This is a genomic window from Streptomyces sp. NBC_01244 (genome assembly GCF_035987325.1).
Lineage (GTDB): Bacteria > Actinomycetota > Actinomycetes > Streptomycetales > Streptomycetaceae > Streptomyces.
In genome coordinates, this window is sequence record NZ_CP108488.1 from 3,484,227 (window position 1) to 3,504,159 (window position 19,933).

Consider the following 19,933-nt stretch of genomic DNA (forward strand, 5'->3'; position numbering starts at 1 on the left):
GAGGCCTTGTGCCGCACGGCAGGATGATGCCGACGAGGGCGCGGCCGGGGGCTGCGGCCGAGGTGGGGAGACGTGGGGGACGTATGGACAGCGGGCTGATCGCGCTCGGCGCGGCCGTGGTCGGTGTGGCCGGAACTTTGCTGGCGACGGTGCTTTCGCAGCGGATGGTGGCGCGGGTGCAGGCGGCGCAGTTCGAGCGGGAGCAGCAGGTGGACCGCACGCGGTGGCTGCGGGAACAGGAGCTTGCGGAGCTGGCCCGGCGGCGCGAGTGCTACGCGGCGGCGAACGCCGCGTACCGGCGCTACCGGATCGGCCTCATGTCCTTCCTGTGGCTCGTCCACAGGTCGCAGGTCACCCCGGAGGAGCGGGCCGCGCTGGAAGAGGTCCGGGGCGGCCATCACACCGTCTTCGCGGAGGCCCAGATGATCGCCTCCGCCGCAGTGCTCGCCGAGCTGGACACCATGACGCGGGGCATGACGCGGGCCTACGCCCGCACGATGCGGCTGGCGGAGGGCGCCCCCGCGCCGGACGGGTCGTTCGAGGAGATCCACGCCCGGCTCCTCGGCCTCTCGGCGCACGCCGACGTCATGCGGAGCGCGATGCGGGCCGACCTGGGCGTGGAGGCCGTTCCGGTGGGGCGGCCGCCGTCCCCGCCCGGCCTGGCCCCGGGTCCGTGACGGCTGCCCGGCCGGGGCGGGACGCGAAGGCAATTCCGGCGCGGCCGGGGGGTGTCCTGCCTCAGCGCGGGCGGTAGACCGTGAGGGCGTCCGGGAGCTCGTCGAGGACCAGGGCGGTGGGGGCCTGCGCGTATTCGCCGTCGTAGGCGAGCGGGGTGCCGGCGGGGATGTCGCTCACGCGCAGGCTGCGCAGCCGGGTGGCGACGTGGACCGGGGAGCGGGTCAGCGGGCCCGCGAAGGCGGCGGCGAGCAGGCGGGGGCCGGGGCGGCCGCCGCCGTGGACGAGCCGGACGTCGAGCAGGCCCTCGCCGAGGCTCTTGCGGTAGCGGGGTGCCGGGCCGGTGCCCTGGTAGGTGCCGTTCCCGGCGAAGAGGAGCCAGACGCTGCGCGGCTTCCCGGCGAGCCTGAGCCGTACCGGGCGCTCGGCCCGCAGCACCCGGTACGCCGCCAGGAGGGCGGCCGGGCCGCCGCCGATGCGGGGGGCCCAGCGGAGCCGGGTGCCGAGCAGCTCCGGGTAGGCCCCGATGCTGAAGTTGTTCAGGAAGTACCCGGCCCGGGTGTCCTCGGGGTCCGGGCCGGGGCCCGGGGTGAAGCGGCCGACGCCGATGTGGACGGCGTGGCCGGCCGCCACGGCCCGGCAGGTGTCCTCGATCCCGGCGAGTCCGAGGTCGATCGCGAAGTGGTTGAGCGTGCCGCCGGGGAACACCGCCAGGGGGATCCCGGCGCGCAGCGCGGCGGTGGCGGCGGCGTTTATGGTGCCGTCGCCGCCGCACACGCCGAGCACGGTGGCCCGCTCGGCGGCCGCGGCCAGTTCCCCGGCGAGTTCGGGCCCCTGGCACTCGACGAGCTCGGCCTTCGGCAGCCGCTCCCGCAGCAGTACGTCGAGCCCCGTCGTGGCGGCCGTGCCGGACCCGGTGTTGACCACCACCGTGAGCCCGGACCCGTCGGGCAGCGCGGGCGCCCCCACGGCGGCGCGCTCGTCGCCGGGCAGGATCCGGGCCACCTCGGCGTCCCGGGTGAGCCGGCGGACGACGAACCCGGCCGCCACCCCCAGCGCGGCGCCCGCGGCCACGTCAGAGGGGTAGTGGACGCCGGTGTACACCCTCGAGAACGCCACGGAGGCGGCGACCGGGGCCAGTACGGCGCCCCAGAGCGGGGACTCCAGCGCCACTCCGGCGGTGAAGGCGAACGCGGACGCGGCGTGCCCCGAGGGGAAGGAAGTGGTACGCGGCTGCGTGGTGAGCTGCCGCACGGCGGGCACCCCGTCCAGCACCGGGCGCGGCCTGCGTACGGACCACTTGCCGACGGTGTTGATGGTCGCGGAGGCCAGTGCCAGCGACGCGGCCCCGCGCACGGCCGCCTTGCGGGCCCCGGCCGAGCCGAGGACGGCGATCCCGACGGCGGCCCCGCCCCACAGCAGCCCGTGGTTCGCGGCCCGCCCGAGCCGCGGCAGCACCCGGTCGGCCCCGGGCCAGTGCCGCCGGGCCACCACGTCGAACAGCCACCGGTCCCCTTGTGCGACCGCGCCCCGCCAGGTCAGCTCTTGATCAGCCATTTTCCGCACCTACCCGAACCCCGCCATCCGAACCGGAGCCCGGGACACCCGGGGCGGGAGCGCCGGCCGCCCCGCCTGCTTCCTACTCCGGGTCCGTCGACCGTTCCGGGCCGCCGGGGCCGTCCTCCAGGGGACGCTTGCGCAGGAGGAGGACGACCAGGCCGCCCAGGACGACCAGGCCCACCGCCAGGGAGGCGATCACCGGGGTGGCCGCCGAGCTGCCGCTGGCGGCCAGCCGTTCCCCGGAGGTGTCCGGATCCGCCGCCGGGGCGGACGCCGACTGCGCGGACGGCCCGGCCGGAGCGCCCGGGGCGCCCGGGGCGCCCAGCGCCGTCATCGCCCCGCCCGACGCCGCGACGTCGGCCGGCTGGGCCGCGGGGAGCCGCGGCCACTTCGCGGTCGCCGTGGCCACGGTGGCGGACTCGCTGGAGCCGGCCACGATCTGGACCTGCGCCGGGACCCCGCTGGTGAAGACCCGGCCGACCGGCACGCGCGTGTTCCCGCGCAGGGTGACCTCGGCGCTGCCGTCCGGTGTCCCTTCGGGCACCTCGAAGAACAGCTTCGCGCCGTTCACGGCGGAGGTGACCGGCAGTCCGCGGGCGTCCACCACCCGCACCCCCATGGCCACGGCCGCCGCGTCCGGGGTCACGCTCACGCTCTGCGCGCCCGTCCGCACGGTGACCGGCCCGATCCGGGTGCCCAGCGGCCCCGACACCTCGCCGGGATCCACCGCGAGTGACGCCGGCGGTTCGGACAGCCGCCGCGCCGCCCGCTGGAGGTAGTCGGCCAGCTTCTCCGCCTCCGGGTCGACGGCCTCCACCCATACGCCCTCGGCGAGCCGCCAGATGGCCACCTGGGTCCCGGCCGCGGCGCTCTCCGCGGTGAGCGCCGACGCTCCGGCCGCCTTGGCGAGCCCGGCCAGATCGTTCAGCTGGGGGTAGGAGTGCTCCAGCACCCAGCGGATCCGGCCCGCCTCGCCGTTCCCTGCGAGCGGCGTGCCGTTCCACCCGATCTCCGTGAACCGGGCCTGGGGCTGCGCGTCGCCCGTGACGCCGACTCCGTACGTCTGGAGCATGCCGCCGCCGTCGACCCGCATCTCGTACAGTCCGGCCGGGATCTGCCGGACGGTTCCGTCCGTGCCGTGCAGGACGGCCTGTCCGTAGGTCTTCAGCCCGTCCAGGACGGCGCTCGCTCCCTCCGGCGTCCGGGGCGCGGCCGGGCCGGCGTCGGCTGCCGCCACCGTCCCCGGGGCCCCGGCCAGCGCGGCGGCGAGCAGGGCCAGCGCGATCGGCCGCCGTACGGAGCCCCGTATGGCCGCGGCGACCGTGGTGCGCGTCGCCGGTGCGCCGCCGGCCTGCCCGGCAGCAGGAACCGGAACACCGCCCTGAGGGCGGACAGGAGCGACGCCAACGGCGGCGGCAGGAGTGGAGGGTGCGGGAACGGCAATCGACACAGTCTTCCCCTTCGGGCCGAAGGCCCAGGTGCCCGTGAGTACCGGGGAATCCTAGCCTCCTCGAACACTCAGACCACCGCCGCCTCCTGAGGACCCATCAGCGGCACGTCCGTCCTGACGACTCGCCGGAAGGCCGCCGTGCCGCGGTTCAGGTCGTGCCCGATGGCGGTCGCGTCGATGTTGGCCGAGAACCACCGGTTGCCTTCCCCGTCGGGCGGGTCCTCCCGCACCCGCAGCCTTCCGTGGACCACCAGCGGTTCACCGACGGAGACGGATCCGGCGAGGTTCACGGCGAGGCCGCGCCGGGCCCACACCGTGTAGAAGCTGGTGGGCGCGTCCGCCCAGGTCTCCTTCTTCCGGTCGTAGTACCTCGGGGTGACCGCGAAGCGGAACCGGGCCGCCGGTCCGCCCGCCGTGTCCTTGTAGTCGATCTGCGTGGCCACGTAACCCACCAGCGTCACCTGGGTGTCGTTCATCCCGGCCGCCCTTCCGGGGCCCGGCGGCGCGTTCGACCACGCGCCGCCCCGACCCGCGTTCCGTACCCGCCCGGACCATCCGCACGAGGTACGACCATGCTGGCCCGGGCCGCCGGAACCCGCCGGAGGCTGTGGACTACTGACGGCTTGTGGACAACTTCGCCACCGTCGCGTACTGCTCGCGCACCTCCCGGTAGCGCAGCAGCTCGGCCGCGACCGGCTCCAGCACCCGGGCCCGTCCGCAGCCGGCCGCGGCCTCCCGCAGCCGGCGCTCCGCGTCCTGCCCGTAGCGCCGTGCCGGACCCCGTGCCCCGATCGAACAGGCCCACTCCACCAGCGGTCCGCCGATGATCCCGGCCAGCATCAGCAGGACCGGCGGCATCAGGCTCGGCTCCAGGATCCCGACGATCTGCCCGGCCAGCCACAGCCCGCCGAAGATCTGGAGCAGGGTCATGGCCGCCTGCGCCAGCACCGCCGCAGGCCACCACGAGGGGCGCGGCGGACGGGCGCTGGGCACCGCGACCGCCGGTCCGAGGGTCACCGCGATCTCGTCCAGCGCCTGGGGCAGCCCTTCGGCGCCGCGGACCGCGGTCTCCCGTACGGCCTGCGCCCAGGGGTCGGGCAGGCCCCGGACCGCCTCGTCGGCGACGGTCCGTACGGCCTGTTCCACCCGCTGGCGGGCCGTCACCTCTTCCTCGACCGGCGGCTCGAAGGCCGCCGGGGAACGCCCGATCGCCGCCAGGGCGGCGAGACCGGCCAGTGAGCGCGGGGAGCGCCGGCTCTCGTACCACCGCCACAGGCGTAGCCACGGGGTGCCGCAGGCCTTGCCGGCGTTGCGCCGCCAGGCCCGCTCGGCGGCGAGCCCGGCCGCGTACGCGCCGACCGCTTCGGCGAGCCGGTCCTCGAATTCGGCGCGCGCGGTCTCCCCGATCTCCGGCCCGGCGTGGCCGTCGGCCACGTAGAGCGGCCGCAGGCGGGCCGCGGCCTTGTCGACATCGGCGGAGATGCGGCGGGTCGCGGCGCCCTTCTCCTGAGTGAACTGTCCGAGCATCTCGCGCAGTTCCCCGACGCCTTCACCCGTAAGGGCGGAAAGTCCGATGACGGTGGCTCCGGGCTCGCCGTGTTCGCCGAGCGCGATCCCGTCGTCGTCGAGGAGCCGGCGCAGGTCGTCCAGGACGAGATCGGCGGATTCCCCGGGCAGCCGGTCCACCTGGTTCAGTACGACGAAGGTCACCTCGGCGTGCCCGGCCAGCGGGCGCAGGTACCTCTCGTGCAGGACGGCGTCCGCGTACTTCTCCGGATCCACCACCCACACCACCGCGTCGACCAGGGCCAGTACCCGGTCCACGTGGTCGCGGTGGGCCCCGACGGCCGAGTCCAGGTCGGGCAGGTCGACGAGGACCATGCCGCGCAGCACCTCGGCCTCCGAGGTCTCGCGGGGGCGGCGGCGCAGCCGTCCGGGGATCTCGAGGCGGTCCAGCAGTCCCGCGGCGCCGTCGGACCAGCTGCACGCGATGGGTGCGGCGGTCGTCGGCCTGCGCAGTCCGGTCTCGGAGATCTGCACTCCGGCGAGTGAGTTGAAGAGCGTGGACTTGCCGCTTCCGGTGGCTCCGGCGATGGCGACGACGGTGTGCTGCGCCGACAGCCCGCGGCGTGCGGCCGCCTCGTCGAGGACGCGTCCGGCCTCGGCGAGGGTCTTTCCGTCGAGGATCCTGGTCCGGGACAGCCCGATGAGCTGGCGCAGCGCGTCGAGGCGGACCCGCAGGGCCTGCGCCTCGGGGCTGAGCGGGGGCGCGGGGGCCTTGCCTCCGTCGCTTCCGGCGCCCGAAACCGCCCGTACGAGTGCTTCGTCGCCCTCTTCGTCACCGCTCGCGGGCCAGTCGTCCTCGCTGGTCCGGGGGCGCGAGCGGGCGATCAGTCCGTCGTCCCAGCGGTCGTCGGTGCGGTCGGTCAGGGCGGTCACCGCGTCACCTCTCCTTCTGCAGTACGGACAGCGCGGCGATCAGCTCGGCCTGGGGTTCGGGACTCACTTCGAGCGCTTCGATCGGGGCGAGGCGGCGGTCGCGTTCGGCGCGCAGCACCTGGTCGAGGTGTTCGGCGACGAGCTCGCCGCCGCGGTCCCGCAGGCGTACGGCGGCCTGCACTCCGATCCGTTCGGCGAGCTTCTCCCCGGCGGGCCGGGACCGCTTGCCGCCGAGGAGGGCCGCGACCAGCAGGGCGGCGACCCCGTCGGGGTCGGGTGCGGGCTGCTTGTCGAGCCGTGCGACCTCTTCCTCGGCGAGTTCCTCGAGCACGCGCCGCCAGCGGCGTACGGCCATGCCGATACGTTCCGCCGCCTCGCGGTCGGGGGCGGGCAGGGACACGGCGCCGGCGGCGGGTTCGCGCCGCCAGGCCTCCGCGATGCGTTCGTCGGCGGCGGCGACGGCGCACTGGAGCAGCGCCGCGAGGGATTCCGCGAGGGAGTCGAGCAGCTCGTCGGCGCTGGTGTCGAGCGGGTAGCCGCGCCAGCGGGTCAGTGCGTCCCCGGCGAGTACGGCGCCCCGGTCGAGGCGGCCCCGGACCCGCTTGCCCTCCCGCTTGTAGGCGTCCTCGACGGCGAAGGTCAGCCGTACGGCGGCGGCGTGCTGGGCCGCGACGGCCGAGGCGAGCTCCGGCATCCGGCGCCCGAGGGAGTCGAGCGCGCCGAGCGCGGTGCGCCCGACGGCGTACTGGCGGGCGGCCGGGTCCTGCGCGTGGTGCGCGAGCCAGGCGAACAGCGGGGCCACGGCGCTGGCGGGCAGCAGCCCGCCCCCGCCGGCCGATTCGGGCAGTTCGGGAACCGTGAAGCGGGGTACGTCGCCCAGCCCGGCCCGGGTGAGCAGGGCCCCGTACTGACGGGAGACCTCGGCGAGCACCTGGTGCGGGACCCGGTCGAGGACGGTGACGAGGGTGGCCTTGTACTGCTTGGCGGTGCGCAGGAGGTGCCAGGGCACGGCATCCGCGTACCGCGAGGCGGTGGTGACCATCACCCAGACGTCCGCGGCACAGATGAGCTGGGCGGCGAGCGTCCGGTTGTCGACCACGAGGGAGTCGATGTCGGGGGCGTCGAGGATGGCGAGGCCGCGGGGCAGGGTGGAGACGGTCTCGATCCGCACCTCGCGGGTGGCGGGCGGGTGCCCGTGCCGGCCGCCCGGCCGGTGGGGTCTGCGGGCGGACACGGGGGTGTCCTCGTCGTCCTGGGGGGCCCAGACCCGCATCAGATCGGGCAGCACCCGCACCCCGGCGAACCAGTGGTGGTCATCCGGATGGCAGACGAGGACGGGGGTGCGCGTCGTGGGCCGGAGTACCCCGGCTTCACTCACTTGGCGCCCCACGAGGGAGTTGACGAGGGTGGACTTACCGGCCCCGGTGGACCCGCCGACGACGGCGAGCAGCGGCGCCTCCGGCGCCTTCAGCCGGGGTACGAGATAGTCGTCGAGCTGCGCGAGCAGCTCGGCTCTGGTCTGGCGGGCGCGGGGGGCGCCGGGCAGGGGCAGCGGCAGACGCACGGACGCGACCCGGTCGCGCAGGGCGGACAGGGCATCGAGCAGCTGAGGCCGAACATCCAAGGTCACCACATGCGAAGAATGCCCAATTTAGGAGCATTTTTGAAGCTTATACGTCCTCTGCGCGCCGAGCGCTACTCCAGCGGCACATCCCGGACACTGCGGACGAGTGGGGCGCAGGCATAACGAGTGCACAACACCCAGGGCGCCACGGCGCAAAAGCGGTGCGAGAATCGCACCTGCCTGCGATTATCGGGACCGCTTCACCGAACCTCCACATCGTGGCACGCGAGTGAAGCAACCGGGACAAGGCAACCGGAGCCCTATCCTTGACCCGGCACGGACCAAAGCCCCACCCCCGTCCAGGGGCTCCAGGCCACCACGGCCACCTTCCGGCCCCCGTAGCTCAGTGGATAGAGCAGGTGCCTTCTAAGCACTTGGCCGCAGGTTCGAGTCCTGCCGGGGGCACTTTCACCGTCCCAGCCCGAAGCCCTCCCCCGCGGAGGGCTTTCGTGCAGGTCAGGGCACCTTAGCGCCGACGCCGTAGCGGCGGCGTAAGCCCCGGCACCCCGATACGCCGAAGCCCCGGAGCCCCCTGGGGGAGTCCGGGGCGAAGCCGGCAGGTCAGCCGAACGGACCGCGGCGGGCCAGCGGGAGCCGCGGGGTGGGGACGAATTCGTCCTCCGCCGCCCCGCTGTCCTGGCGCAGGGCCGACATCACCATCAGCTGCGGGTCCTGGAGCAGCAGTCGCGCGTGGAGTGCCCGCAGGGCCGAGCCCGGCTCGACGCCGAGCTCCTGGACCACACGGGCGCGCTGGACCCCGTACACCGTCAGCGCCTCGTTGCCCCGGTCCGAGCGGTAGAGCGCGAGCATCAGCAGCCACAGGAAGCGCTCCCGCAGCGGGTACTTGTCCACCGCGTAGTACAGGTACGGAACGGCGTTGCGGTGCCTGCCCAGCTCCAGTTCCAGCTCGGCGCGCACCTCCATGTCGGCCAGGAAGCGCTCTTGGCGGTAGAGCCGTTCACGGTCGAGCATGGGCCCCTCGAGCCCTTCCGCGAGCGGCCCCGTGGACATGGTGCGCGCCTTTTCCAGCAGCCCGACCGCCTGCAGGATCTCGCCCTTGCGCGCGGCGGCTATGCCTGCGGCCGCCAGCCGTTCGTACTCGTAGAGATCCACTTCGGAGTCGCCGATGTCCATCCGGTAGCCGCCGGAAGACCACTCCAGGACGACTCCCCGGTCGCCGCCCTTGCCGCCCCCGTCGGCCGACAACAGGCCGCGCAGGCCCGAGACGGACTTCTGGATCAGGTTCTTCGCGTAGGCCGGATAGTCCTCCCCCCAGAGGGCCTCGATCAGCTGATCGACACCGGTCTCCAGACCGGGCCTGAGTAACAGCACTGCCAGCAGGGCCCGTTGCTTGGGCGGACCCAGCTCCAGGACCTTCGTTCCCCGATTGGTCTGCAGCGGTCCGAGGAGACGGAACCGCAGTCGCGACGAGCATCCGTCGCCTTCCTTGAAGCCGCGCTCGCGCAGCAATACACCAGACATTTCTACTCCCCCAAGTAAAACCTTCGTAAGGCTAGGCATTACCGGCTGGTTCTCGCCGTCCGAAGAACGGATGAGAGGGAGGTCACATCATGCAACGTCTTGACGCCGTCCAATAGTTGAGATTTACGGAGGGCGTGCGTCCGCGACGGCGGCGCACCAAGTGCCGTCCCACACCCGGTCTGACGTGGTGCGGAGGCCGTCCCGTGGACGGTCAGCGATTACTCCAGCGGCTCGTCAAACCCCGTCCTCCAAGGTGAGCCGGTCCCCGCTCTCGCCTTTTGGAGAAATCGATGACCGGTCCAGCGCAGCAGGACGAGCTCCGTTCCGCACTCAGATACGACAGCACCGTCCCCCGTGCCATGGTCCACCGCGCCGCGATCGCCGAGGTCTTTCTGACCGATTCCCGCCGGGTATCGGATCAAACCGATACGTACGAAGTGGCGGCCCAGCTGCCCCGCGCCCACATCATGGGCGAGCAGTCGGGCACGCACGACTTCCTCCTGCTGATCGAAATGCTGCGGCAGGCCGGCGTGTTCCTCGCCCACACCTATGAGGACGTCCCCCTGGACGAGTCCTTCATATTCCGCCACCTGCAGACCGAGGTACGGGACCAGTCGGCCCTGCGCACCGGTGACCGGCCGGCCCGCGCGGTCGCCACCCTCACCGTCCTCCCGCAGCGCAAGCGCAACGGCCGGGTACAGGCCATCGACTTCTCCGGCTCGCTGGCCATCGAGGACAGGGACGCGCTCAAGTGCAGCGGCGGCCTGGCCTTCTTCACCCGCGGCGTCTACCACGCGCTGCGCGCGCGCCGCCGCAGCACTCTGGCGGACACCATCGGCGTCCTCCCCACCCATGTGGCCGCCGCCCCCGCCTCGGTGGGCCGCCGCGATCCGTACAACGTGGTGATCACCCAGCCCCTCGCCGCCGGGGAGAGCGCGTTCGCCGCCACCGTGCTCTCCGACACGACGCACCCCCACCTCTTCGACCACCAGCTCGACCACGTTCCCGGCAACCTCCTGCTGGAAGCCGCCCGGCAGCTGGCCGCGGCCTCCGTGTCCTCGCTGCACGCCATCTCGGCGCACGGTCTCCAGGTGACCTCGATGGACGCGCAGTTCCAGGAGTTCGCGGAACTCGACCTCCAGACCCGTGCCGTGGCCCGCGTGGAGCAGTTCCGGCTGAACGAGTCGCTCGGCAGGCTGGTCGTCCCGGTCTTGGTGGACATCCTCCAGCAGGGCCGCGTCGTCGCCTCGTTCCGCCTGGAGGTGGCCCAGTGACCTCCCGTCACATCACCACCGTCGTGGTCGACTACGGCGGCGTCCTGACCAATCCGCTGCAGGAGACCTTCGCGGCCTTCGCCGCGGCCGTGAACGTGCCGCTCCCCGAGCTCCAGGGGGCCTTCGCGCGTGCGGCGCAGCGCTACGGCCGCAACCCCATGGCGGACCTGGAGACCGCTTCGTGCACCGAGCGCGAGATGGTCGAGCGGATCCTCGCCGAACTGCCCGGCAGGACGTACGCGCAGGTGCTCGGCGACCAGGAGTTCGGCGAGGTGTGGTTCCGCGTCCGGACCCTCAACGAGCGGCTGATGCGGTTCCTGCGCGAACTGCGCGGGAACGGCTACCGGACCGCCCTGCTCACCAACAACGTCGTGGAATGGGGGCCGCGCTGGCGCGCCCAGCTCCCGGTGGACGAGCTCTTCGACGCCGTCGTCGACTCCTCGGCCGAGGGCGTGCGCAAGCCCGATCCCCAGATCTACCGGCGGCTGCTGGAGCGGCTGCCCGCGGCGGCCCACGAGTGCCTGTTCCTCGACGACCTCGAGGAGAACTGCCAGACCGCCGCGGACCTCGGCATGCTCGCGGTCCACTTCACCAGCACCGACGAGGCCATCGACCAGATCGTGGACCTGCTGCGTTCTCGCGGCGGCTCCTATGCCAGGAGCCTCGTATGACGCAGACGGACACCGTTCTGATCGTGGGGGCCGGGCCCACCGGCCTCACCACGGCCTGCACGCTGCTCCAGCACGGAGTGGACTGCCGGGTGATCGACCGCAGGAAGGGCCCGGCCAGCGAGCCCAAGGCGCTCATCCTGTGGAGCGGCGCGCTGGAGGTACTGCGGCGCATCGACGTCGCGGACGCGCTGGAGAAGCGCTCGCTGCCGCTGTCCGGGGCCTCGTACTGGTCCAACGGCCGGCGCACCGGCGGGGTCCGCTTCGGCGCGCTGGCCGACACGGCGTTCCCCAACCCGCTGTGCGTGCCGCAGTCGGTCACCGAGGGCGTGCTGTACGACCGGCTGCTCAGACTCGGCGGCGACGTCGAGTGGGACACCGAGCTCGCCGAGGCCCGGATCACCGGACCCACCACTTCGGTCACCCTCTCGGTTCCCGGTACGGGCTCCCCCGCCCCCTTCTCGCCGCAGTGGCTGGTGGGTGCCGACGGCACGCACAGCAAGGTGCGCGAGGCCGCCGGGATCTCCTTCGAGGGCAGTACGTACGCGCGTGACTTCCTGCTGGGCGACGGCGAGTTCAGCGGTGGCCTGCCCGAGGGCGAGGCCCAATACCACCTCACCCCCGAGGGGGTGCTGGTCGTCGTACCGCTGCCCGGCGGCGGGCACCGCGTCTTCTTCGACCGGGATGCCACGGGGGAGGTACGACCGCCGTCCGAATCGGATCTCCAGGAGCTGCTGACGGCCCGCGGCCCGACGGGCTGGAGGCTCGACTCCACCTGGTGGCGCAGCACCTTCCGGGTCCACACCAAGGTGGCCGGGACGTTCCGCGCCGGCCCGGTCTTCCTCGCCGGGGACGCCGCCCACTGCCACAGCCCGGCCGGCGGGCAGGGCCTCAACACCGGGGTGCAGGACGGTTTCAACCTGGGCTGGAAACTGGCCGCGGTGATCCACGGCGCGGATCCGGCGCTGCTGGACAGCTACGAGGCGGAGCGGCGGCCCGCCGCCCTGCGGGCGCTGCGCAACTCCGACCGCCAGACCCGGCTGTGGATGCTGCGCAGTGGCCCCAAGCGGGTGCTGCGGGACACCCTGCTGAAGGTGGCCACGGCCACCGGCGCGCTGGACCGCAAGATCGTTCCCGAACTGGCCCAGCTCGATCCCGGTCTGGAATCGAGCCCGGCGGTCCCGGGCGCGCTGCCGAAGGCGGACCCCCGGAACGCCACGGGCGCCGCGGGCACCAAGAACGCCAGGAACGCCAGGAACGCCAAGGGTCCGCGCCTGCTGCGGCCCGGAGTGCGGCTGCCCGACACCCCGTGGCAGCCGCTGCACGGTACGGGGGCGCCGTCACTGCACGAGTTCCTCGCGGCCGGCCGGCACGCGCTGCTCGTCATCCAGGGGGGTGACGCCGACCTCGCCGAGGCCACCGCCCAGGAGGCCGCCGAGCTGGCGGCCCGCTCGGCGGTGGGTGCCCGCACGGACGTGGTGCTGCTCACCGACCACAGGCCCCGGGGCGAGTGGGACGCCTCGGTCCCGTACAGCCGGGCCGTGGACGTCGGCCGGAAGCTGACCGCACTGGCCGAAGCCGACCAGCGCCCGCTGGTCATCTACGTACGTCCGGACGGCGCGGTCGGCGCGTGGTCCTCGCACCCCGATCTGACGCTGCTGGCGGCAGGGGTGTCCGTACTCGGCTCCGCCGTGGAAAGCGTGGCGTGATGCTGAGGCTCCTCGGCGCGCACATCGTGCGCCGGCCATGGCTGTTCCTGGTGGCGGCCCTCGTGCTGGTCCTGGACGCCCTGCTGCTCGGGGCGGACCTCCCCGACCGGCTCGGCAACGGCGGCACCACGGACCCCGGTTCGGAATCGGCGCGCGTACAGCGCGTACTGGAGGCGCACTACCCGGAACAGCAGCCCAATCTCGTCCTGCTGGTGTCCGTACCGGAGGGGGCGCAGGTCGACGACCGCGCGTTCGCCGCGCAGGGCGCCGCGCTGGCCGAGCGGCTGGCCTTCGAGAAGCCGGTCGTCGGTGTCGTCTCGTACTGGCAGACCGGGCTCGCCGAGCTGCGCTCCCACGACGGCCGGCAGGCGGTGATCGCCGCCCGCATCGAGGGCGACGAGAAGCGGGCCCGCGCGGCGCTGGAGGAACTGGCGCCCCGGTTCCGCGGCGAGCAAGGCGCGAAGGGCGCGAAGGGCGAGCAGAGCACGGAGGGTGCGGAGGGCGAGCAGAGCGAGAGAGGCGTGCAGGGCGGACTGACGGTGCGGATCACCGGCCCGCTCGCCGTGCAGAACGAGATCCAGAGCACCGTGGCCGAAGACCTGGCCCGCTCCGAGCTGATCGCCCTGCCGCTCACCCTGATCGTCCTGGTCTGGGTCTTCGGCGGGGTGCTCGCCGCGGCGCTGCCGGTCGTGGTGGGCCTGATCACCGTCCTCGCCACGGGCGCGGTGCTGCGCGTCATCACCGGCTTCACCGACGTGTCGGTCTTCGCCCAGAACCTCACCACGGCGCTGGGCCTCGGCCTGGCCATCGACTACGCGCTGCTGATCGTGCGCAGGTTCCGCGAGGAGCTGGACGCCGGGCTGGTCCCCGGGGAGGCGGTGCTGCGCACCGTGCGCACCGCCGGCCGGACCGTCCTGTTCTCGGCGCTGACCGTGGCGGTCGCCCTGGCGGCGATGCTCGTCTTCCCGCTCTACTTCCTGCGCTCCCTCGCCTACGCGGGGATCACGGTGGTGCTGGTCTCGGCCCTCACCGCGCTGACGGTGCTGCCCGCGGTGCTGGCACTGCTGGGGCGCCGGGTGGACGCGCTGACGGTGCGTCGCAGGGGGCGCAGGGACGCGCCGCCGTCCAAGGGGCGGGTGACGGAGCTGGTGATGCGCCGTGCGCCGCTGGTCACGGTGGCGGTGACGGGCATCCTGCTGGTGTTGGGACTGCCGTTCCTGAACGCCCGGTTCGGCACCGCCGACCACCGTCAGCTTCCTGCCGCGAGCGAGTCGCGGATCGCCCAGGAAACCCTGCGCGAGGACTTCGACGACCTTCCCGAGGGTTCGATACCGGTCCTGTTGCGTACGGGCGGAGCCTCCTCCGCCGAGGCGCGGGCCACCGCGGACCGGATCGCCGGGAAGCTGTCCGCTCTCGCCGGGGTGACCCGGGTCGAGTCCTCGGCCGGCACCTACCGCGACGGCGTCCGCTCCGAGGTCCCCTCGCCCGCCGACTCCGGTCGCAGGACGGCGGGTTACGACCTGCTGACGGTGGTGGCCGAGGACGACACGGCCGCGACCTCGGCCGCCCACCAGGAGCTCGTGGGCCGGCTGCGCCACGCGTCCGGGTCCGACGGTGCGTCCGTGGGCGGTCCGGCGGCCGAGGTGGTGGACAGCAAGGCGGCCATCGGCCGGGGCCTGGTCCCCGCCCTCGGCTTCATCCTGGTCGGCACCCTGCTGCTGGTCTTCCTGATGACCGGGAGCCTGGCGCTGCCGCTGCTGACGATCGCGCTCAACGGCCTCAGCCTGACCGCCATGTTCGGCGCGGTGGTGTGGGTGTTCCAGGAAGGCGGGTTGTCCGGGCTGCTGGGCTTCACCGCGACGGGGGACGTGGAGGCGACCCTTCCGGTCCTGATGTTCTGCGTGGCCTTCGGCCTGTCCATGGACTACGGGGTCTTCCTCGTCGCCCGGATCAAGGAGCACTTCGACCGGACCGGCGACCACCGGGAGTCGGTGCTGCACGGCATGCGCACGACCGGCGGGCTGATCACCGCGGCCGCCGTGGTCCTCAGCGTGGTGTTCGTTTCCATCGGCCTGTCGCGCATCACCAACACCAAGATGCTCGGCCTCGGTGTCGCGCTGGCCGTGCTGGTGGACGCCCTCGTCGTACGGACCCTGCTGGTCCCGGCGGTGCTGGCACTGCTGGGCCGTCGCGCCTGGTGGGCACCCGCCCCGCTGCGCCGGATCCACCGCCGCCTCGGACTGCGCGAGGAGCCCGAGCCGCTCTCCGCGGGCTCCCCCCAGGCCTCCGACTCCCCGGACGCCCAAGCATCCCCGGACGGCCCTGAAAGGACTGCGCATGACCGCGAACCCGCCGCCCTCTGAGCCGGCCCCGCAGTACCCGGCGCTGGGCGCCGTGCTGGTCACCGGAGCCACCGGGCTGCTCGGCCACGCCGTCGTCGCCCGGCTGCTCGCCGCCGGGGCCGAGGTGACGGCGGTGGTCCGGAACGCGGAACGCGCCGCGTCGCTGCTGCCCGGCCATCCCGCGCTGCGGCTGGTCGTCGGGGACGTCACCGACATCGACAGCTACGCCGTCGCCCTGCACGGGATGGACGCCGTGATCCACACGGCCGCGTACTTCCGCGAGTACTACCAGCCGGGCCACGACCTCGACCTGCTGCACCGCACCAACGTGGACGCGGTGGAGGAGCTGCTGAAGGCGGCGGTCGACGCCGAGGTGCCCACGGTGGTGCAGACGAGCTCCATCGCCGTGCTGGGCGGCGGCGACGTCCGCTCGCCCGCGGACGAGCAGACCCCGAACGGCGACCCCGACCGGGGGAACCACTACCGCGCGAGCAAGATCCGCGCGGAGCGGATGATCGACGGCTTCGGCGAGAAGTACGGGCTGCGGGTGCCGCTCGTACTGCCCGGCTGGATGTGGGGCCCCGGGGACTCCGGACCCACTTCGGCGGGGCGGCTCTTCCTCGCGGTGGCGCGCGGCGAGATCAAGGCGCTGCCCGCTGCGGGCAACCACCTGGTGGACGCCCGCGACGTGGCCGCCGTCTGCGTCGCCGCGGCCGCGCTCGGGACCGGCGGCCGGCGCTACATCGCGGGCGGCAGCTGGTACCCGCTGCACGAGATCTGCGCCGCCGTGGTGCGGGCGACCGGCACCGGGACGGTGCCGCGCAAGCTGCCCTCGGGGGCCGCGATGACCATCGCCTCGGTCCTGGAGTGGCAGGCGAAGGTGCGCGGGGCATCGCCCGTCGCCACCCGGGCCGGCATGCGGACGCTGCTCGAAGGACACCACCGGAGGGTTTCCTCCGCCCGCGCCATCGACGAACTCGGCGCGAGTTTCCGCCCGTTGGAACAGACCGTCACGGACCAGACCGCCTGGCTCCGCGCGCGAGGAGAACTGCCGGCCGCCCCTGCGGCGCCGGCGCGAAAGCTGAGGAGTGCATGAGCATCATCAAGCGGGTCGCCGTACTGGGCGCGGCCGCGGCGCTGTTGGCCAGCCCGGTGCTGGCGGCCATGAGCGCCGCCGACACCCCGGCAGCAGCCGCCGCCGGCGCGTCGGTGAACGTATCCTCTCCGCCGTCCCCCGCCGAGGCCGAGGCCGCCGCGAAGGAGACCGCCGCACGGCTCGCGGCCCAGCACATCGTGGACGTGCCTGTCTCCTTCACCGTGCGCAACACCAACGGCAGCAAGACCGGTTGCCGCACCAGCGGCGGGACCCAGCGGATCCGCGGCCACCTGACCGCGCCCGCCTCCGTACTCTCCGGCGGGAAGCGGGCGGTCACGCTCTACCAGCACGGGATCGCGGCGGGCGAGTGGTACTGGCGCCTCGACGTGCCCGGCTACCACTACGCCGAGGAGCTCGCCAAGCGCGGCCACGCCTCCCTCACCATCGACCGGCTCGGCTACGGGGCCAGCGACCGCCCCGACGGCTTCGACACCTGCATCGGCGCCGAGGCCGACATCGCGCACCAGATCGTGCAGCAGCTGCGCACCGGGGCGTACGCCCTCGAGGGCGAGCCCTCCGAGGGTCCCGCGACGGCACAGGGCTTCGACACGGTCACCCTGGCCGGGCAGTCCAACGGCGGGCAGGTCGCCCAGATCGAGGCCTACTCGTTCGGCGGCATCGACGGCCTGATGATCATGGACTGGACCGACCGGGGCCTGACCCCCGAGGCCAACACCCGCTTCTTCAGCGCCCTCCAGAGCTGCATGGCCGGCGGGCAGCCCAGCCGCGAACCCGCGGACCCGAGCGGCTACGTCTACTACGACCTGGGACCCGACCAGTTCCGCCGGGGCAACTTCCACGACACCGAGGAACGGGTCATGGACGCCGCGGCCCCGCACCAGAACCGTCACCCCTGCGGCGACATGAGCTCACAGCTCGACTCAGTCTTCACGGACCTGAAGCACCTGGGCTCGGTCAAGGTCCCGGTCCTCCTCGTGTACGGGGACGAGGACGCCCGTGTCACCGGAGGCGCCGCCCACCAGCGGCTGTTCACCGGCGCCCCGAGCGAACTCGTCACCATCCCGGGAGCCGGGCACTACGCCACCATGGCCCGCTCGGCGCCCGCCACCTTCGACCGGATCGACACCTGGCTCGACGCCCGCGGTCTGTGACCCCCGGCCCGTTCTTCACCCCTGCCCCCCCACATACAGATCCCCCTTCATCCAGAGAGCAGACAATGCCGAGCACACCGAGAAAACAGCAGGCCCCCCGCAACAACCCCGTGGAACATCCCCCCGCACTGCAGCGCTGGGGGCGGGTGACCGCCTCGCGGTCCCGGCTCATGGTCTGGGTCGGCGTCGCCCTGGCCGTACTGGGCCTGGCCCTGGCGGCCGGCACCATGAACCGGCTGGTCCTCAGCCGCTTCGAGACCCCCGGATCCGAGTCGGTCACCACCCGGGCCGTCCTGGAGAAGGAGTTCAAGGCGGGCACGCCCAGCGTGCTGCTGATGGTCACCGCCAAGCAGGGCGGCGTGGACGAAGCCGCCGTGGCCTCCGAGGGCCGCGCCCTGGAGCAGGAGCTCGCCGGGCAGGCCGGGGTGGCCGAGGTCTTCTCGTACTGGTCGCGGGGCAACTCGCCCACCATGCGGGGCAACGACGGCAAGCAGGCCCTGATCATCGCCCGGCTGTCGGGCACGGTGACCGAGGCCCGGACCAGGCTGGCGGACCTCTCCCCCGCCTTCACCCGGGACAGCGCACAGCTGAAGGTCCAGGTCGGTGGCGGTGACGAGGTGTTCCGGCAGGCCGCCGAGCAGGCCCGCAAGGACTTCCTGCGGGCCGAGATGATCGTCCTCCCCCTGGTCCTGCTCCTGCTGTTCGCCATCTACCGCCGCTTCTCCGCCGCCTTCCTCACCCTCGGCATGGGCCTGTTCTCGGTGATCACCACACTGGCGCTGATGCGCGGTGTCACGTACATCACCGACGTCTCCACCTTCGCCGCCAACCTGGCCCTGGTGATGGGCATCGGGCTCGGCGTCGACTACAGCCTCTTCGTCATCAACCGCTTCCGCGAGGAGCTGCGGGCCGGCCGCGCCGTCCCCGACGCCGTCGAGCAGTCCGTGGCCAACGCCGGCCGCACCGTCGCCTTCAGCGGTCTCACCGTGATCCTGTCGCTGGCGGCCCTGCTGCTCTTCCCGTTCCCCTTCCTGCGCTCGTTCGCGTACGCCGGTATCGCCACGGTGCTCACCTCGGTCTTCGCGGCCCTGGTGATCCTGCCCGCCTCGCTCGCCCGCCTCGGCCACAAGGTCGCCCGCAAGAACGAGAACGACCGCCCCGAGCAGGGCTGGTGGCACCACACCGCGCTGCGCATGATGCGCCGGCCGCTGCTGTACGGAATCCCGGCGCTGGTCGTGCTGCTGGGGCTGGCCTCGCCGGCCCTGGGGCTCACCTTCGGCGTGCCGGGTGCGCAGGTGCTGCCCCGTGACGTGTCCAGCCGCGTGGTCCAGCAGCAGATCATCGACAACTTCGCCGCCGAGGAAACGAGCGCGATCAAGGTCCTGCGCACCGGCCAGGCCGGGACCGACGCCAACCGGTCCTCGATCGAGGCCACGGCCACCGAACTGTCCCAGGTCTCCGGCATCCACCAGGTCGACGCCCTCACCGGTTCGTACGCGAAGGGACAGAAGATCGCCGAACCCGGCGATTCCTCCCGCCGGTTCGCGGGCGAGCGCAGCACCTGGTACTCGGTGGTCGCCACGCACCGCACGGTCGCCCAGGACATCGACCGCGCCCACTCCGAGATCCGCTCCGTCGCCGCCAAGGGCGCCGGGCCGGGCGCGGTGAAGATCGGCGGCTACCCCGCCGAACTGAGCGAGTTCCGCTCCGAGCTGGTCGACCGGCTGCCGCTGGTCTTCGGGCTGATCCTGGTGACCACGTTCCTCGTGCTGTTCCTGATGACCGGCAGCCTGCTCCTCCCGGCGAAGGCCATGCTCCTGAACACCCTGAGCATGGGCGTGATGTTCGGCGTCCTCGTGTGGATCTTCCAGGAGGGGAACCTGGCCGACCTGTTCGGCTTCACCCCGAGCGGCTCGATCGAGCCCAGCATCCCGATCCTGATGTTCTGCGTGGCCTTCGGCCTCTCCATGGACTACGAGGTCTTCATGCTGTCGCGGATCAAGGAGGAGTACGAGCTCACCGGCGACAACTCCGGCGCGGTGGCCGCCGGCCTCGAGCGCAGCGGTCCGCTGATCACCTCGGCGGCCGTCATCCTCGCGGCCTCGTTCGCCACGTACGCCTCATCCGAGATCGTCTTCCTCAAGATGCTGGGCATCGGCATGGTCGTGGTCATCCTGGTCGACGCCACGCTGATCCGCGCGGTCCTCGTACCGGTCTCCATGCGGCTTGCCGGCAAGGCCAACTGGTGGGCTCCGGCGCCCCTGCGCGCCTTCCACCGGCGGTTCGGCATCTCCGAATCGTCGGCGCCGGCCGCACCGGCTGCCGGTGCGGGTGCCGGTGCAGGTGCCACTGCAGGTGCCGCTGCCTCCGGGCAGCCCGACACGGCAGGGGTCGGCGTCCCCGCCGACCGCGCCTGATCCGTCCGGCGCGAGGGAGAGAGAC

Annotated in this window: 14 protein-coding genes and 1 tRNA gene; 9 read left to right on the plus strand and 6 right to left on the minus strand. The window is 73.1% G+C overall.

Going from position 1 to position 19,933, the window contains the following annotated elements; genetic code table 11:
• Nucleotides 1-83: 83 nt before the first annotated feature.
• Nucleotides 84-677 (plus strand): hypothetical protein, encoded by a 594-nt coding sequence (locus tag OG247_RS15480; protein ID WP_327252798.1) that lies wholly within the window; start codon nucleotides 84-86, stop codon nucleotides 675-677.
• A gap of 61 nt (nucleotides 678-738) precedes the next feature.
• Here the strand turns inward: OG247_RS15480 and OG247_RS15485 are convergent, their stop codons facing one another.
• The 5 genes from OG247_RS15485 to OG247_RS15505 form a co-directional block, all read right to left on the minus strand.
• On the minus strand, nucleotides 739-2,232 hold the full coding sequence (locus tag OG247_RS15485) for a bifunctional phosphatase PAP2/diacylglycerol kinase family protein (protein WP_327252799.1): 1,494 nt from the start codon (nucleotides 2,230-2,232) through the stop codon (nucleotides 739-741).
• Between the two features lie 82 nt (nucleotides 2,233-2,314).
• A complete protein-coding gene (locus OG247_RS15490) occupies nucleotides 2,315-3,544 on the minus strand; it encodes a thioester domain-containing protein (RefSeq protein ID WP_442813617.1) in 1,230 nt (409 codons plus the stop codon).
• Between the two features lie 209 nt (nucleotides 3,545-3,753).
• Nucleotides 3,754-4,161: a single-stranded DNA-binding protein gene (locus tag OG247_RS15495; RefSeq protein WP_327252801.1), complete on the minus strand. Its 408-nt coding sequence runs from the start codon at nucleotides 4,159-4,161 to the stop codon at nucleotides 3,754-3,756.
• A 136-nt stretch (nucleotides 4,162-4,297) separates the two neighbouring features.
• Nucleotides 4,298-6,124 carry a GTPase gene (locus tag OG247_RS15500; protein ID WP_327252802.1) on the minus strand — a complete coding sequence of 609 codons (1,827 nt, stop codon included), beginning with the start codon at nucleotides 6,122-6,124 and terminating at the stop codon, nucleotides 4,298-4,300.
• A 4-nt stretch (nucleotides 6,125-6,128) separates the two neighbouring features.
• A complete protein-coding gene (locus OG247_RS15505) occupies nucleotides 6,129-7,748 on the minus strand; it encodes a dynamin family protein (RefSeq protein ID WP_327252803.1) in 1,620 nt (539 codons plus the stop codon).
• Nucleotides 7,749-8,080: 332 nt separating this feature from the next.
• Here OG247_RS15505 and OG247_RS15510 point away from each other — a divergent pair.
• Nucleotides 8,081-8,153: transfer RNA gene (locus OG247_RS15510), tRNA-Arg, on the plus strand.
• 156 nt (nucleotides 8,154-8,309) lie between these two features.
• Here OG247_RS15510 and OG247_RS15515 read toward each other — a convergent pair.
• Nucleotides 8,310-9,230: an AfsR/SARP family transcriptional regulator gene (locus OG247_RS15515; RefSeq protein WP_327252804.1), complete on the minus strand. Its 921-nt coding sequence runs from the start codon at nucleotides 9,228-9,230 to the stop codon at nucleotides 8,310-8,312.
• Between the two features lie 290 nt (nucleotides 9,231-9,520).
• On the opposite strand from OG247_RS15515, the gene OG247_RS15520 reads away from it, so the two are divergent.
• From OG247_RS15520 to OG247_RS15550, 7 genes are all read left to right on the plus strand, one after another.
• Complete coding sequence (locus OG247_RS15520) at nucleotides 9,521-10,504, plus strand: ScbA/BarX family gamma-butyrolactone biosynthesis protein (RefSeq protein WP_327252805.1); 984 nt, start codon at nucleotides 9,521-9,523, stop codon at nucleotides 10,502-10,504.
• A complete protein-coding gene (locus OG247_RS15525) occupies nucleotides 10,501-11,175 on the plus strand; it encodes an HAD family hydrolase (protein WP_327252806.1) in 675 nt (224 codons plus the stop codon). The genes OG247_RS15520 and OG247_RS15525 overlap by 4 nt, the downstream gene beginning before the upstream one ends.
• Nucleotides 11,172-12,881: an FAD-dependent monooxygenase gene (locus OG247_RS15530; RefSeq protein ID WP_327252807.1), complete on the plus strand. Its 1,710-nt coding sequence runs from the start codon at nucleotides 11,172-11,174 to the stop codon at nucleotides 12,879-12,881. Before OG247_RS15525 ends, OG247_RS15530 begins: the two co-directional genes overlap by 4 nt.
• Entirely contained in the window at nucleotides 12,881-15,244 is a 2,364-nt protein-coding gene (locus OG247_RS15535; protein WP_327257488.1) for an MMPL family transporter, read from the plus strand. The genes OG247_RS15530 and OG247_RS15535 overlap by 1 nt, the downstream gene beginning before the upstream one ends.
• Nucleotides 15,219-16,319: an NAD-dependent epimerase/dehydratase family protein gene (locus tag OG247_RS15540; RefSeq protein WP_327252808.1), complete on the plus strand. Its 1,101-nt coding sequence runs from the start codon at nucleotides 15,219-15,221 to the stop codon at nucleotides 16,317-16,319. The genes OG247_RS15535 and OG247_RS15540 overlap by 26 nt, the downstream gene beginning before the upstream one ends.
• Complete coding sequence (locus OG247_RS15545; RefSeq protein WP_327252809.1) at nucleotides 16,316-17,491, plus strand: alpha/beta hydrolase; 1,176 nt, start codon at nucleotides 16,316-16,318, stop codon at nucleotides 17,489-17,491. The genes OG247_RS15540 and OG247_RS15545 overlap by 4 nt, the downstream gene beginning before the upstream one ends.
• A gap of 65 nt (nucleotides 17,492-17,556) precedes the next feature.
• Nucleotides 17,557-19,908 carry an MMPL family transporter gene (locus OG247_RS15550; RefSeq protein WP_327252810.1) on the plus strand — a complete coding sequence of 784 codons (2,352 nt, stop codon included), beginning with the start codon at nucleotides 17,557-17,559 and terminating at the stop codon, nucleotides 19,906-19,908.
• Nucleotides 19,909-19,933: the final 25 nt, after the last annotated feature.